The sequence below is a fragment of the Rhizobium album genome, from assembly GCF_003122325.1.
Lineage (GTDB): Bacteria > Pseudomonadota > Alphaproteobacteria > Rhizobiales > Rhizobiaceae > Metarhizobium > Metarhizobium album.
In genome coordinates this window covers 245,222-261,982 of sequence record NZ_QFBC01000007.1, presented here as the reverse complement: position 1 = coordinate 261,982, position 16,761 = coordinate 245,222, and the positions used below count along the sequence as shown (strand labels likewise).

The window sequence follows — 16,761 nt, the reverse complement described above, 5'->3', positions numbered from 1 at the left end:
TCCGTCAAGAATCCGCTTGGTCAGCTTACGTTCATTTCACCTCGCCTAATGGTCCGGCACGCTTGTCGTGTTTTACGCAAGTCCGGCTTTCAGCGCTGTGGTGCAATATTGTGCTCGGGCGATGAAGCAGGATAAGGCGAAGCCGAACTCAACGCTGTTTCGATCCAGAATCAGGACGCCATGTCATTTCAATCCTCGCCCGCTGCTTCCTCTCGCGATACCGAAGCCAAGCAGATCGACCACAACGATTCCATCCGTTCGACATATTTCACCAAGGAAGAGTTGGCCGCCTGCGGCGAGGCCTTGGCGCGCGAGGGCGCCGGCACGCTGCCGGCCTTCGCCCCTTTTGATTTCTTTGCCCGGCACAAGGAAAACGAACGCGAGATCCTGCGCGTCTACCGCACCACGGCAGCCGACGTCGCAGCCGGCGCGACCATCACGCCTGCGGCGGAATGGCTGCTCGACAACCACTACATCGTCGAGGAAGCGATCCAGGAAGTCCGCCGTGATTTCCCGCGCCGTTTCTATCGCCAGCTGCCGACCATGCAGGTCGCTGGCACCGAGATCCCTCGCGTCCTGGCGCTCGCCTGGCTTTACGTCGCCCACACCCACAGCACCGTATCGCATGAAAGCCTGACGGCGCTGGCCGATGGCTTCCAGGCGGTCAAGACGCTGGAAATCGGCGAACTCTGGGCGCTGCCGTCGATGGTGCGCTACGTGCTGGTGGAAAACCTCCGCCGCATTTCCATCCGCGTCGAGCGCTCGCGCCGCATGCGCGGCCGGGCGAACGACGTCGCCGACGAACTCATCCGCCTCAATGATCCGAACAGGAATGCCGAGCTGCTGAAAGGCATCGAGGATCTGGCCGACGATACCACGTTCGCGACGCAGTTCCTCTATCGCCTGCGCGACGGTTCGCAATCCTCCGGCGCTGCGATTTCCTGGCTCGAGGAGCGGCTGGAGCGGGCCGGCAGCGACGCCGAGACGGCGATGATGGCCGAACACAACCGGTTGTCCTCCGGCAACGTGACGATGGGCAACATCATCCGCAGCTTGCGCGAGATCGACGATACCGAATGGGCCGTCTGGGTCGAGGAGGTCAGCCATGTCGACCGGCTTTTGTTCGCCAAGACCGATTACGGCCAACTCGATCCCGGTTCGCGCAACAAGTATCGCAAGCAGATCGAGCGCCTGGCACGCTACTCCGACCGCGCCGAACTGGAGATCGCCCATATCGCCGTCGATCTGACGGAGCAGGCGCGCCTGTCCGGCGAGCCGCAGCCGCATGAGCCGAATGTCGGCGGCTTCCTCGTCGGCATGCACCGCAAGAAGCTGGAAAAGGTCATCGGCTATCGACCGACCTTTGTCCAGCGCGCCGTCCGGGTCGTCCGCAAGCTGGATTGGCTGGCGGTTGCCGCACCGGTGGTGCTGTTGACCATCCTGGCGCTGGTGATGGTCGGCTGCTTCATGGCGAGCGCCGGCATGGGCTGGGGCGAAATCGTCGTGCTGCTGGCGATGTTCTCGCTGCCGGCCTCGGAAGGCGCGACCGGCCTGTTCAATACGCTGGTGACGTTTTTCGTCACGCCGTCGCGACTCGTCGGTTATGAATTCAAGGAAGGCATTCCCGAGGATGCGCGCACCCTGGTCGTGGTGCCCTGCCTCATCTCCAACCGCGACAGCGTCGACGAACTGGTGCGCAATATCGAGGTGCATTACCTCGCCAATCCGCGCGGCGAAATCTATTTCGCGCTGGTCAGCGACTGGCCGGACAGCCAGAAGGAGGAAACCGAAGCCGACATCGCCGTCTTCGATTACGCCCGCAAGGAAATCGCCGCCCTCAGCGACAAATATGCCTATGACGGCAAGCGGCGTTTCTACCTGCTGCACCGCCGCCGCCTCTACAATCCCGGTGAAGGCGCCTGGATGGGGTGGGAGCGCAAGCGCGGCAAGCTGCACGAACTGAACCTGCTGCTGCGCGGCGATGCCGACACGACCTTCCTGCCCGGCGCCAACACCGTGCCGGCGAATGTGCAATACGTCATGACGCTCGATTCCGATACGCGCCTGATGCGCGATGCGGTGACCAAGCTGGTCGGCAAGCTCTATCATCCGATCAACCGGCCGGTCATCGATCCGGAAACCAGCCGCGTCGTCGGCGGTTACGGCCTGCTGCAGCCGCGCGTCACCCCGTCGCTGACGACGGGTGAGGACGCTTCCGTCTTCCAGCGCGTCTTCTCGATCAACCGCGGCGTCGACCCCTACGTCTTCACGGTGTCCGACGTCTATCAGGACCTGACGGGCGAAGGCACCTTCACCGGCAAGGGCCTCTACCACGTCGATGCTTTCGAAGCGGCGCTGAAGGGGCGGATCGAGGAGAACTCCGTCCTCAGCCACGATCTGCTCGAAGGGTCGATGGCGCGCTGTGCGCTGGTCACCGACGTCGAGCTGGTCGAGGATTTCCCGACGCGCTACGAGGTGGAAGTGTCGCGCCAGCATCGCTGGGCCCGCGGCGACTGGCAGCTTTTGCCCTATATCTTCAATCCGCTGCGTGGCGTCACGGCGCTCGGCCGCTGGAAAATGGTCGACAACCTGCGCCGGTCGCTCACCCCGATCGCCTGGTTCTTCGCCTCCGTGCTCGGCTGGTATTTTATGGATCCGCTCGGCGCGCTGATCTGGCAGATCCTGTTGATCTTCAGCCTGTTCGTGGCGCCGACGCTGTCGCTGATCTCCGGCATCGTGCCGCGCAGCAGCGACGTGGTGCCGAGCGCGCATCTCTATACTGTCTGGTCGGATATCCGTGCCGCCAATGCCCAGGTGGCGCTGCGTATCGTCTTCATCGCCGATTCCGCCTGCCTGATGGTCGATGCCATCGCCCGTTCGCTCTATCGCCTGTTCGTCAGCCACAAGCTGATGCTGGAATGGCGAACCGCCGCCAGCGTGCAGTCGAATGCGCAGGGCAGCATTCTCGCCTATTACCGCAACATGTGGCACGCGCCGGCGATTGCGCTTCTGGCGCTGATCTTCGCCGCCTTGCCGGGTGACAACGCCTTCCTTGTCGGCATTCCGTTTGCGCTGATGTGGATCCTGTCGCCGGTGGTTGCCTGGTATGTCAGCCAGTCGGCGGAAACCGAAGACCGGCTAGAGGTTCCCGCGGAGGTTTCCGAAGAGCTGCGCAAGGTCGCCCGCCGCACCTGGCGGTATTTCGAGACTTTTGTGACCGCCGAGCAGAACCACCTGCCGCCGGACAATTTCCAGGAGCGGCCGACCCCGGTTGTTGCCGCCCGCACCTCGCCCACCAATATCGGCGTCTATCTGCTCTCGGTCATTTCCGGCCGCCAGTTCGGCTGGATGTCGTTCGAGCAGACCATCGAGCGGCTGGAGCAGACCATCGCCACGGTCGAGCGCATGGAAAAATATCGCGGCCACCTGCTCAACTGGTATCACACCGATACGCTTGCGACGCTTGGGCCGCGTTACGTTTCGGCCGTCGACAGCGGCAACCTCGCCGGCCACCTGATCGCCGTCTCCTCGGCCTGCCGGAGTTGGGCGGAAGCGCCGTCGGCGCATCTGCAGGGCAATCTCGACGGTGTCGGCGATGTCGCCGGCATCCTGGGTGAAGTGCTGCGCGACCTTCCCGACGACCGCAAGACCGTGCGGCCGCTGCGCCGTCGGCTGGAAGAACGCATCAGCGGTTTCCAGAACGCGCTGGCCGCCGTCAAGCGCGAGCACGAATTCGCCTCGATCCGCATCATAAACCTGTCGGTGCTCGCCCGCGACATCCAGAAGCTCGCCGCCAACCTCGACCATGAGGTGCGTTCGCCACAGAGCAACGAGGTGACCGCCTGGGCCGCCTCGCTGGTGCAGGTCTGCGAGGCGCATGTCTCCGACAGCGTTTTCGACCTCTCCAACATCGAGCCGCTGCGCAACCGCCTCGCCAGCCTGCGCGACCGCGCCCGCGACATCGCCTTCTCGATGGATTTCGGTTTCCTCTTCCGCCAGGAGCGCCGTCTGCTGTCGATCGGCTACCGCGTCGAAAGCGGCGAGCTGGATGAGGCCTGCTACGACCTTTTGGCCTCGGAAGCGCGCCTCACCAGCCTGTTCGCCATCGCCAAGGGCGACCTGCCGACCGAGCATTGGTACAAGCTCGGCCGCCAGGTGGTGCAGGTCGGCCTGCGCGGCGCGCTGATCTCCTGGTCGGGCTCGATGTTCGAATACCTGATGCCGCCGCTCGTCATGCAGGAGCGCCATGGCGGCATCCTCAACCAGACCAACAACCTGATCGTCAAGGAGCAGATGAACCACGGCCGCCGCCTCGGCACGCCCTGGGGCATCTCGGAAGCGGCCTTCAACGCCCGCGACCACCAGTTGACCTACCAGTACACCAATTTCGGCGTACCGACACTCGGCCTGAAACGCGGCCTCGGCCAGAACGCCGTCATCGCGCCATACGCCTCGATCCTCGCCAGCCAGTACGAGCCGGAGGCAGCGCTTGAAAATCTCGAGCGTCTGCGCAAGCTCGGCGCCATGGGTATCTACGGCTATCACGATGCCGTCGACTTCACGCCGACGCGCGTGCCGGAAGGCCAGAAATGTGCGGTGGTCTACAATTATTATGCCCACCATCACGGCATGTCGATTGCCGCCGTCGCCAACGTCGCCTTCAACGGCTGGCTGCGCGAACTCTTCCATTCCGATCCGGTGGTGGAAGCGGCCGAACTGCTGCTGCAGGAAAAGGCGCCGCGCGACATCCAGGTGATGAGCGCCAAGCACGAACCCTCGACGCCCGGCGACGAAAAGGGCGACCTGCCGCGGCCGGAAGTGCGCACCATCGACGATCCCGCCGCCAAGGAGCGCGAACTCGTCTTCCTGTCGAACGGCCATTATTCGGTGATGCTGACGGCGACAGGGGCCGGTTATTCCCGTTGGAACGGCCAGTCCGTTTCCCGCTGGAAACCTGATCCGACCGAGGATCGCTGGGGCAGCTTCATCTTCCTGCGCGATACGGCGAGCGGCCAGTGGTGGTCGGCGACCGCCGAGCCGCGACGCATCGAAGGCGAGAAGACCAAGGCCGTCTTCGGCGACGACAAGGCGGAATTCCACAAGACGGTCGGCGATTTGACCAGCGAGGTCGAATGCATCGTCGCCACCGAGCACGATGCCGAAGGCCGGCGCCTGACGCTGCTGAACATGGGTTCGGAGGACCGCTTCATCGAAGTGACCTCCTATCTCGAACCGGTGCTTTCCCTCGACGATGCCGACAACGCCCATCCCCTGTTCTCGCGCATGTTCGTCAAGACCGAGATCGGCCGGCGCGGCGACGTCATCCGCGTCGAGCGCAACAAGCGCAGCCCCGGCGATCCGGATATCTGCGTCGCACACCTGATCGTCGACAATGCCGGCTCTTCGCGCCATACGGAGTTCGAGACCGACCGCCGCAAATTCCTTGGCCGCGGTCGCACGCTCTCGGAAGCTGCCGCTTTCGATCCGGGTGCGGCGCTGTCCGGTTCTGACGGTTTCACCCTCGACCCGATCCTGTCGCTGCGCCGCACGATCCGCGTGCCGGCCGGCAAGAAGGTATCGGTGATCTTCTGGACGATCGCGGCACCCAACCGCGAGGAAATCGACAAGGCCGTCGATCGCTACCGCCATCCGGACGCTTTCAGCCACGAGATGATCCATGCCTGGACGCGGGCGCAGGTGCAGATGCGCCATGTCGGCGTCACCTCGCAGCAGGCCGCCGCCTTCCAGACGCTCGGCCGCCATCTCGTCTATCCCGACATGCAACTGCGGGCGGATGCGGCGACGGTACAGAGCGGCCTCCGGTCGCAATCGGCGCTCTGGCCGCTGGCGATCTCGGGCGACTACCCGATCTTCGCCCTGCGCATCAACGACGACATGGACATGAACATCGCCCGCGAGGCGCTGAGCGCGCAGGAATATCTGCGCTCGCGCGGTGTCACCGCCGACCTGGTGATCGTCAACGAGCGGGCCTCCTCCTACGCGCAGGACATGCAGCACGCGCTCGACGCGGCCTGCGAAAACCTGCGCCGTCTCGGCCAGGGCGACGGGCTGCGCCAGCATATCTTCTCGGTCCGCCGTGACCTGATGGATGCCGAGACCTGGCAGGCATTGCTTGCCGCGGCGCGCGTGGTGTTCCACGCCCGCAACGGCAAGATCGTCGACCAGGTCAACCGCGCAACCTCGCTGTTTGCCGCGCCGAAGCCGGCAGAGCCGGCGCCCGTCGAGCCGTTGCGCCCGCTGGTACTCGGCACCTACGAGCCCGGCTTCTCGATGGAACCGGTGGAGGATCGCGGCGATCTCGACTTCTGGAACGGTTTTGGCGGTTTTGCCAGGGACGGCCGGGAATATGTCGTGCGCCTGCGCGGCGGCCAGTCGACGCCGCAGCCGTGGATCAACGTCGTTTCCAACGACCGTTTTGGTTTCCACGTCTCGGCCGAGGGCGCCAACTTCACCTGGAGCCGCAATTCGCGCGACTACCAGCTGACGCCCTGGACCAACGATCCGGTCGTCAACCGGCCGGGCGAAAGCGTCTACATCGTTGATGCCGACAGCAAGGCGGTGATGACGCCGTTCGCCGCGCTGTCGCGTGATGCCTCGGTTTCGTTCGAAACCCGCCACGGGCTCGGTTATTCGGTCTTCACCTCCAGCCAGAACGGTATCGAGCTGGACATGCTCCAGACGGTCGATCGTCAGAGGCCGATCAAGCTGTCGCGCCTGAAGATCCGCAACGGCAGCGGCGAGATCCGCCGCCTCAAGGTCTATGGTTACGTCGAATGGGTGCTGGGCAACAATCCGCAGCGCACCACGCCGTTCATCCTGCCGTCCTACGACGAGGAAACGGGCGCGCTGTTTGCCGGCAATCCCTACAGCATCGACTTTCATGCCCGCTCCGCCTTCTTCGCCGCCAGCGAAAAGCCGGCCGGCGTGACGTCGAGCCGCCGGGAATTCATCGGCAGCGACGGCACCGTTCTGTTGCCGAAGGCGGTTGCCGCAGGTTCTGCGCTTTCCGGTTCGGTCGAGCCGGACGGCGATCCCTGCGCTGCACTGGCTTTCGATGTGACGCTCGCGCCGGGCGCCGAGAAGGAGCTGGTCTTCTTCCTCGGTGACGGCGACGATGCGGATGCCGCGCGTGCGCTGGTCGGCGAGGCGCGCAGCCTGTCCGTCGAAACCGTTCTGGCGGCGGAAAAGGCCTATTGGGATGCCTTCACCGGCCATCTGCAGGTCAAGACGCCCGATCGGTCGCTCGATCACCTCGTCAACGGCTGGTTGCCCTATCAGGCGCTCTCCTGCCGGATCATGGCGCGTTCCGCCTTCTACCAGGCAAGCGGCGCCTATGGCTTCCGCGACCAGTTGCAGGATACGCTGGCCTTCGTGCTGCACGATCCGTCGCTGGCACGCCGGCAGATCCTCAATGCCGCCGGCCGGCAATTCCGCGAAGGCGACGTGCAGCACTGGTGGCTGCCGCAGACCGGTGCCGGCGTGCGCACGATGATCGCCGACGATGTCGTCTGGCTCGCCTATGCGATCAACCATTATTGCGAGGTGGTCGGCGACGTGTCGCTGCTCGACGAGCAACTGCCGTTCCTGGCCGGCGCGGCGCTGCAGCCGGGGCAGCATGATGCCTTCTACAAGCCCGACGTTACGGAAGAGACGGCGAGCGTTTACGAACACGCGGCGCTTGCCCTCGACCTCGCAATCGACCGCACCGGACCGCACAACCTGCCGCTGATCCTCGGCGGCGACTGGAACGACGGCATGAACCGTGTCGGCATCGACGGCCGCGGCGAAAGTATCTGGCTCGGCTGGTTCCTGGCCGGCACGCTGCAATCGTTCGTTCGTTACGCCGAAGCCCGGGGCGACAAGGCCCGCGCCGAGCGCTGGACGACGCATATCGCGACGCTGAAGGTGGCACTCGAGTCGGACGGCTGGGACGGCGATTATTATCGCCGCGGTTATTTCGACGACGGCACGCCGCTGGGTTCGAAGACGCAGGCGGAATGCCAGATCGATTCGATCGCGCAATCCTGGAGCGTGTTGTCGGGCCAGGGCCAGCCGGATCGCGCCACGGTGGCGATGAATGCGGTGATGGATCGCCTCGTCGATCCCGAGGCGGCGATCATCCGCCTCTTCACGCCGCCCTTCGACGAGACGGCGCAGGATCCCGGCTATATCAGGGCCTATCCGCCGGGCGTGCGCGAAAACGGCGGCCAGTATACCCATGCGGCCACCTGGGTGGTGATGGCCTTTGCCGAACTCGGCCGCGGCGACGACGCCTGGATGTGTTTTTCGCTGCTCAACCCGGTCAACCATGCGCTGGATCGCCAGGCATCCGAAACCTACCGCGTCGAACCCTACGTGGTTGCCGCCGATGTCTACGGCGCTGCCGACCGCACCGGCCGCGGCGGCTGGACCTGGTATACGGGCTCTGCCGGCTGGCTGTATCGCTCGGCGGTGGAGGGCATTCTCGGCATTCGCCGGGCAGGTGGCCGCATCCAGGTTCGCCCGGCGCTGCCCGGCGGCTGGGACGGGTTCTCGGCGAGGCTGGCGCTCTCCGGCAAGACCTACGAGATCGCCGTTACCCGGCGGGCGGAAGGTTACGACGTCACCGTCAACGGCGAACCGGTGCAGGATCCGCAAGCGGGCTTTGCCATCGCCAGCGGCGAATAGGCTTCCATCTTATCTATGAGGGCGCGGAGTTTCTCTGCGCCCTTGGCTTTTTTAACACAATTTCTCTTCTCTCGACGACGTCATGCTCGGCCTTGTGCAGAGCATATAAGCACGCCAGATATTCTCTTGATCGTCAATGACTTGAGAAGGTGTCGGCAGATCCTCGGCACAGGGCGGAGGATGGCGGAAGTGAGGGTTTCCGATGTTGCCAACAGGCCGGTGGCTTGGGTTTTCCGGGTTTCTCTGCGGTCAACGGTTGTCCGGCCCGGCATCGATTGACGGCTCCGGTATGTCCTATTGGTCGCATCAGCGTTTTTACATGTGGTTGTATGCAAAAAAGTCCTCGCGGCCCTGAAGAGACGGCCCATGATTTCAGACGGCGCCCTGCCAGCCTGCGCATGGATCATATGCCCTCCGCAAAACAAAACGGGCCGCCCTGCGGCCGCCCGTTTCAATGCGTCTATGTGTCGGTCCTTCCGCTTTACGCGGCTTCCGTCTCGGATGCGGCGTGGGCCTTGCGGACCTCGTCGTCGGTGAGGATGCCGCTGGCGCGGAGCAGGGCGGCGAAGCGGCCGTTGCTCTGGCTGAGTTCCTGGAAGCCGCCCATCTCGACGATCCGGCCCTCGTCGAGGAAGAGAACCAGGTCGGCCTCGCGCACTGTCGACAGGCGGTGGGCGATGATGAAGGTGGTGCGGTCGCGGCGCAGGTTGTCGATGGCGACCTTGACCCGTTCCTCGGTTTCGACGTCGAGCGCCGAGGTCGCCTCGTCGAGCACCAGGATCGGTGCGTCCTTGAGGATGGCGCGGGCGATGGCGATGCGCTGGCGTTCGCCGCCTGAGAGGCGATTGCCGCGTTCTCCGACATTGGTGTCGTAGCCGGTGATGCGGCTTTCGATGAAGTCGGCGGCAGCGGCGGCTTCGGCGGCCTGGGCCACGTCTTCCTGCGTCGCGTTTTCACGGCCGATGCGGATGTTGTCGCGGATCGAGCGGTTGAGCAGGCCGGCATCCTGGAACACGGTGGCGATCGAGCGGCGCAGCGACTTGCGGGTGACGGTGGAGATATCCGTGCCGTCGATGAGGATCTGGCCGTTCTGCGGCTCGTGCACGCGCTGCAGCAGGTTGATCAGCGTCGTCTTGCCGGCGCCGGTCGGGCCGACGATGGCAACGGTCTGGCCGGCCTTGGCGGTGAAGCTGACGTTGTGCACACCCTGGTTGGTATTGGCGAAGCCGAAGGACACGTCGCGGAATTCCACGGTGCCGCTCACGGCAGCGAGTTCGCCGGCATTGGCTGGTTCTTCGCGGTCACGCACCGAATCTTCCAGCTTGAAAAAGTCTTCCAGCTTGGCGCGGGCCTCGAAGATCTGTGTGGCGAAAGCGCGCATCTGGTCGAGGCGGCCGATCAGCAGGGTGGCGAAACCGATGAAGGCAACCACGTCGCCGACGCGCAACTCGCCGCGCTGCACCAGGATCGTGCCGATGACGAGGATGATCATCATCGAGATGGTCGAGGCCATGCGGTTGAGTGCGCTGGCGATCGCCCACCAGTCGAGGACGGGGAACTGGGCGGAGAGCAGCTTTTCGGTAAAACCCTTCAATGCCCGGGTTTCGGCTTCGATACGGTTGTAGCTGTGCAGCACGGAGACGTTGGAAATCGTGTCGCTGACATGCGAAAAAACCGTGTGGTAGTGGTTTTCGACCGCAGCCTGGCCTTCCTTCGTGCGGCTCATGACCAGTCGGCCGATGAACCAGTAGGCGATGCCGAGCACGATGAGGACGGCCGACAGGCGATAGTCCAGCGACAGGGCGGTCGGAACGAGCAGCACCAGCGCCACCGCCGTGGCAAGGTGAGTACGCATGAATTCCAGCCACAGGCCGAACAGGGTTTCGCTGGCGCGCAGCAGGGTGTGCAGGGCATTCGAGGTGCCGCGCTGGTGATGCCAGGACAAAGGCATGGAGATGATGCGGCCGAAAGCTTCCGTCAGCAGCGACGCACGCCGCCCGTGCGCCAGCCGGTCCGCCTCGCGGGCGACCAGAACGAAGGCGATGGTGTTGAAGACACCGAATGCCGCCCACATCATCAGTATCGGCGACACCGGCTCCTTGGAGGAGATGGCATCGATGATGCGGCCGAACAGGATCGGTTCGGCGATGGTGATGGCGGCCAGCACGATGTTGGCGATCACGATCAGCGACACGCGCAGCCGGTACGTTGCGAGATAGCGCAACGCTCTTGCATAGACCTGAAATAGAGACACGTCGTTTCCTCGTGGGCACGGTGTTCGAGTTTGGCCCAGAGGGTAACGAACCCTACCTGAACTCAGGATTAACAGTTGCCGCTCCCATTGTGCGCCGCATCAATTTTCTTCCGGGAGCTGCGGCGGGTTTGCTGGAGCGGTTTCAAAAAGAGGCGGAATATATCGTCTCAGGCGAAAATACTGCTAGATCTAGCAACTAGCGTTATACATAAAGTTAAGTGAATATAGTTTGCTATCTGATCAACCGCGCTCGGGAAGTATATGGAAACAAGATTCTGTAAGGACAATCCCGGGAGGCCGCTCCAAAAGCAGGGTGTGGCCATAAATTCCCTTCTCGAAGTGCTGGTGCTGATCGATGAATGCCGGACGGGCGAACAGCTTGTCCGGCAGGTCGAGGACATCTCGCGGAAATATGGCTTCGATTATTATGCCCTGGTGCTGAATTCCCGCTCCGGCGGCGACCCGGTGGAAAGAGTGCTTGCCGGCCGCTGGCCGGATCGATGGCTCGATATCTATGCGTCCAGGAAATATGGCCTGATCGATCCGGTGAAACGCTACCTGATGCAGGCGCAGCGGGCGTTTCGATGGCGTGATGCGCTTTTTGCCTATCGCAACGATCCGCACCGCAAGCGCATGGATCGGATGATGGTCGAGGCGGGCAATTTCGGCTTGGCCGATGGCTACGTCTTTCCGGTCCACGGGCGCCGCGGATTGATGGGACATGTTGTTGTCGGCGGCAAGGCGCTCGATCTTTCTCCCGCGGAGATCGCGCTTTTTGATGCGGTTGCGAAGAAGGCCGTGTGGCGCCTCCTGGAACTGCAGGGCCAGGCCTGCGAGCTGGAATGGGTGCCGACCCCCGAAGTGCATCTGACACGCCGGGAAATGGAAGTGCTGAATTTCCTAGCCGGCGGAATGACTTCCAATGAAATCAGTAGGATAATACAAATATCGAACCACACGGTCGATTGGTACATGAATGGTATTCAAGACAAGCTCGGTGCGCGCAACCGGCAGCATGCGGTCGCCATTGCCTTTCGCCAGGGTCTGATTTCCTGACGTCGCCACAATTTTGACATGAGGCCGGCAAGGAAAAATTGACTTCCCCACGCAAGCGATTATGGATTTATTTCGCGGGTGCAACATAGATCCCGCTTGCGCTGTTTGAGGAGACCGCCTTGTCCATATCCAAGATCCTTGTCGCCAACCGATCCGAAATCGCTATTCGCGTTTTCCGCGCCGCCAATGAACTGGGCATAAAAACGGTGGCGATCTGGGCGGAAGAGGACAAGCTGGCGCTGCATCGGTTCAAGGCGGACGAAAGTTACCAGGTCGGCCGCGGCCCGCATCTGTCGCGCGATCTCGGACCGATCGAAAGCTACCTGTCGATCGACGAAGTCATCCGCGTCGCCAAGCTTTCGGGCGCCGATGCCATCCACCCGGGTTACGGCCTGCTGTCGGAGAGCCCGGAATTCGTCGACGCCTGCGACAAGGCCGGCATCATCTTCATCGGCCCGAAGCCGGCGACGATGCGCCAGCTCGGCAACAAGGTTGCCGCCCGCAACCTGGCGATTTCCGTCGGGGTGCCGGTGGTGCCGGCAACAGAGCCGTTGCCCGACGACATGGAGGCGGTCAAGAAGATGGCCGCCGAAATCGGTTATCCGGTGATGCTCAAGGCATCCTGGGGCGGCGGCGGCCGTGGCATGCGGGCGATCCGCGCCGAAGCCGACCTTGCCCGCGAGGTGACGGAAGCCAAGCGCGAGGCCATGGCCGCCTTCGGCAAGGACGAAGTCTATCTCGAAAAGCTCGTCGAGCGCGCCCGCCACGTCGAAAGCCAGGTCCTCGGCGACACGCATGGCAATGTCGTGCACCTGTTCGAGCGTGACTGCTCCATCCAGCGCCGCAACCAGAAGGTCGTCGAGCGTGCGCCGGCGCCTTACCTGACCGAAGCACAACGCCAGGAACTGGCAGCCTATTCGCTGAAGATCGCCAAGGCGACCAACTACATCGGCGCCGGCACGGTCGAGTACCTGATGGATGCCGATACCGGAAAATTCTACTTCATCGAGGTCAATCCGCGCATCCAGGTCGAGCATACCGTCACCGAAGTCGTCACCGGTATCGATATCGTCAAGGCACAGATCCATATCCTCGAAGGGTTCGCCATCGGTACGCCGGAATCGGGCGTGCCGCGCCAGGAGGACATCCGCCTCAACGGCCACGCGCTGCAGTGCCGCATCACCACGGAAGATCCCGAGCAGAACTTCATTCCCGACTACGGCCGTATCACCGCCTATCGTTCGGCCTCCGGTTTCGGCATCCGTCTCGATGGCGGCACATCCTATGCCGGGGCGATCATTACCCGTTATTACGACCCGCTGCTGGTCAAGGTCACGGCCTGGGCGCCGAACCCGCCGGAAGCCATCGCCCGCATGGACCGCGCGCTGCGCGAATTCCGTATCCGCGGCGTCGCCACCAACCTGACCTTCCTGGAAGCGATCATCGGTCATCCGAAATTCCGCGACAACAGCTATACGACGCGGTTCATCGACTCGACGCCGGAGCTGTTCCAGCAGGTCAAGCGCCAGGATCGCGCCACCAAGCTTCTCACCTATCTTGCGGATGTCACGGTCAACGGTCATCCCGAAGCCAAGGACCGTCCACGTCCCTCCGAAGATGCGGCAAAGCCGATCGTGCCCTACACCAACGGCAACGGCGTGCCGGACGGGACGCGCCAGTTGCTCGACACGCTCGGCCCGAAGGGGTTCGGCGAGTGGATGCGCAATGAAAAGCGCGTGCTGATGACCGACACGACGATGCGTGACGGCCACCAGTCGCTGCTCGCCACCCGCATGCGCACCCATGACATCGCCCGTATCGCCGGCACCTATGCGCATGCTTTGCCGAATCTCCTGTCGCTGGAGTGCTGGGGCGGCGCCACCTTCGACGTGTCGATGCGCTTCCTGACGGAAGATCCGTGGGAGCGACTGGCGCTGGTGCGCGAGGCGGCACCGAACCTGCTGCTGCAGATGCTGCTGCGCGGCGCCAACGGCGTCGGCTACAAGAACTATCCCGACAACGTCGTCAAATATTTCGTCCGCCAGGCCGCCAGGGGCGGCATCGACCTGTTCCGTGTCTTCGACTGCCTGAACTGGGTGGAGAACATGCGGGTGTCGATGGATGCCGTCGCCGAGGAGAATAAGCTCTGCGAAGCGGCGATCTGCTACACCGGCGACATCCTCAATTCGGCCCGGCCGAAATACGATCTGAAATATTACACCAACCTCGCCGTCGAGCTTGAAAAGGCCGGCGCCCACATCATCGCGCTCAAGGACATGGCCGGCCTCCTGAAGCCGGCTGCGGCAAAGGTGCTGTTCAAGGCGCTGCGCGAGGCAACCGGCCTGCCGATCCATTTCCACACCCACGATACATCGGGCATTGCCGCCGCCACCGTGCTTGCGGCCGTCGATGCCGGTGTCGATGCGGTCGATGCGGCGATGGACGCGCTTTCCGGCAACACCTCGCAGCCCTGTCTCGGCTCGATCGTCGAGGCTCTGCGCGGTTCGGAGCGGGATCCGGGCCTCGATCCGGAGTGGATCCGCCGCATCTCCTTCTATTGGGAAGCGGTGCGCAACCAGTATGCCGCCTTCGAAAGCGACCTCAAGGGGCCGGCTTCGGAAGTCTACCTGCACGAAATGCCGGGCGGCCAGTTCACCAACCTCAAGGAACAGGCCCGTTCGCTCGGGCTGGAGACCCGCTGGCACCAGGTGGCGCAAGCCTATGCCGACGCCAACCAGATGTTCGGCGATATCGTCAAGGTGACGCCGTCCTCCAAGGTCGTCGGTGACATGGCGCTGATGATGGTGTCCCAGGATCTGACGGTTGCCGACGTCGTCAATCCGGACAAGGACGTCTCCTTCCCGGAATCGGTGGTGTCGATGCTCAAGGGCGATCTCGGTCAGCCGCCGTCCGGTTGGCCGGAAGCGCTGCAGAAGAAGGCGCTGAAGGGTGAGGAGCCCTACACCGCCGTGCCCGGCTCGCTGCTGCCGCCGGCCGATCTCGATGCCGAGCGCAAGGCGATCGAGACCAAGCTGGAGCGGCCGGTCAGCGATTTCGAATTCGCCTCCTACCTGATGTATCCCAAGGTCTTCACCGATTTTGCGCTGGCTTCGGATACCTACGGCCCGGTCTCCGTGCTGCCGACGCCCGCCTATTTCTACGGGTTGAAGGACGGGGAGGAGCTGTTTGCCGATATCGAGAAGGGCAAGACGCTGGTCATCGTCAACCAGGCGATTTCGCAGACCGACAGCCAGGGCATGGTGACGGTGTTCTTCGAACTCAACGGCCAGCCGCGGCGCATCAAGGTGCCGGATCGGGCGCATGGCGCCACGGGCGCTGCCGCGCGCCGTAAGGCGGACGTGGGCAATGCCGCCCATGTCGGCGCGCCGATGCCGGGCGTCATCAGCCGTGTCTTCGTCAATCCGGGCCAGACGGTCGGCGCCGGCGACGTGCTGGTGTCGATCGAGGCGATGAAGATGGAAACGGCGATCCACGCGGAAAAGGAAGGCACGATCGCCGAAATTCTCGTCCGCGCCGGCGACCAGATCGACGCCAAGGACCTGCTGGTCGTCTACGGCGCCTGATCGCTGACGTTCTTTATGATCCCGGGCGGCTTTTGCCGGCCGGGATCATGCTTCGGCGCGCTGCCGCAGGCGCTCGCTGACAATGATGATCAAGCCGGCGAAGACGATCAGCGTCGCGCCGACCACCACGCCCGGCCTCGGAATATCGCTCCAGATCAGGTAGCCGAGGAAAAACGCCCAGACGAGCGATGTATATTCGAACGGCGCGAGCACCGAGACCGGCGCCCGCCGCATCCCCTCGAAAAAGGCGAATTGCGCCAGCCCGCCGATGATGCCTGTGGCGGCAAGCAGGATCGTTTCCTGGAGATCGGGCGTCTTCCAGTGCCAGAAGAGCATGATCCCGGTCATGACGAGGAAAAACAGGTTGGACATCGTCATCTGCACGATGCTCTTTTCCGCCATCGCCGTCTTGCGCAGGAGGATGGTGGCGCTCGCCCAGAGCACGGCGGCCTGCAGCGTCAGGTAGACCGGCAGCGACAGGGTCAGTCCCGTCGGGTTGCTGGCGATCACCACGCCGGTGAAACCGACGGCGACGGCCAGCCAGCGCGGCCAGAACACCGTTTCCTTGAGGAAAATCATCGCCAGCACGGTCGCAACGACAGGAGCCGCGAAATAAAGCGTCGTCAGTTCGGCCAGCTGCAGGTGGCGGGCCGCCGTATAATATGACAGCCAGGCGGTGAGAAGCAGGATGCTGCGGATCGCCATCGGCTTGATGATCGGCGAATGGACGATGTTGTCGACCAGTTCCAGGCGCCCGACGAAAAAACAGCCGAGCAGGATGGTGACCGTGCGGAAGAACAGGATCTGCCAGACCGACATGGTTTCGACCAGCAGCTTGATGGTGACGTCGTGGCCGGTAAACAGGAAATAGGCGAGGCTGGTCAGCAGAATGCCGAGACCGATCGAACTTTTCACGGATGCACCATACGGTAGGCACCCCGGAAATCGGGATGCCGGAAGGGGAATGAAGTCGAAAATCGGCGGCACCTTGGTCAATGGCGGTGTCGCTGTCAATTGTCAGAACCTGCCCTTGCAGGTGAGATTTGACAGTTGTCCTGAGCGATTCTACTGGCGATAAACCGGCCCGAATCAGACTGGCTTAACAGCGGGAAACAAAACGTGACGGTGGCATTTCGGTTGGATCTTGCAAATTTAATCGATTTAAATAAAGTCCGGCAA

General features: G+C 63.2%; 5 protein-coding genes. 3 read left to right on the top strand and 2 right to left on the bottom strand.

Annotation, left to right across the window (positions count from 1 at the left end):
- The first annotated feature begins 180 nt into the window (after positions 1–180).
- Positions 181–8,688, top strand: a complete 8,508-nt coding sequence (locus DEM27_RS17455) for a glycoside hydrolase family 94 protein (protein WP_109459518.1) — start codon at positions 181–183, stop codon at positions 8,686–8,688.
- A 481-nt stretch (positions 8,689–9,169) separates the two neighbouring features.
- Here DEM27_RS17455 and DEM27_RS17450 read toward each other — a convergent pair whose 3' ends face one another.
- A complete protein-coding gene (locus tag DEM27_RS17450) occupies positions 9,170–10,942 on the bottom strand; it encodes a glucan ABC transporter ATP-binding protein/ permease (protein WP_109459517.1) in 1,773 nt (590 codons plus the stop codon).
- 315 nt (positions 10,943–11,257) lie between these two features.
- Between DEM27_RS17450 and DEM27_RS17445 the strand changes: the two genes are divergently transcribed.
- Both DEM27_RS17445 and pyc read left to right on the top strand, forming a co-directional pair.
- Positions 11,258–11,998, top strand: a complete 741-nt coding sequence (locus DEM27_RS17445) for a LuxR family transcriptional regulator (protein WP_109459516.1) — start codon at positions 11,258–11,260, stop codon at positions 11,996–11,998.
- A gap of 119 nt (positions 11,999–12,117) precedes the next feature.
- Complete coding sequence (gene pyc / locus DEM27_RS17440; RefSeq protein WP_109459515.1) at positions 12,118–15,582, top strand: pyruvate carboxylase; 3,465 nt, start codon at positions 12,118–12,120, stop codon at positions 15,580–15,582.
- 45 nt (positions 15,583–15,627) lie between these two features.
- Here the strand turns inward: pyc and DEM27_RS17435 are convergent, their stop codons facing one another.
- Positions 15,628–16,497 (bottom strand): DMT family transporter, encoded by an 870-nt coding sequence (locus DEM27_RS17435; RefSeq protein ID WP_109459570.1) that lies wholly within the window; start codon positions 16,495–16,497, stop codon positions 15,628–15,630.
- Positions 16,498–16,761: the final 264 nt, after the last annotated feature.

Coding starts and splice junctions, on each gene's coding strand:
- DEM27_RS17455 (WP_109459518.1), top strand. CDS start 181: ATGTCATTTCAATCCTCGCCCGCTGCTTCCTCTCGCGATACCGAAGCC.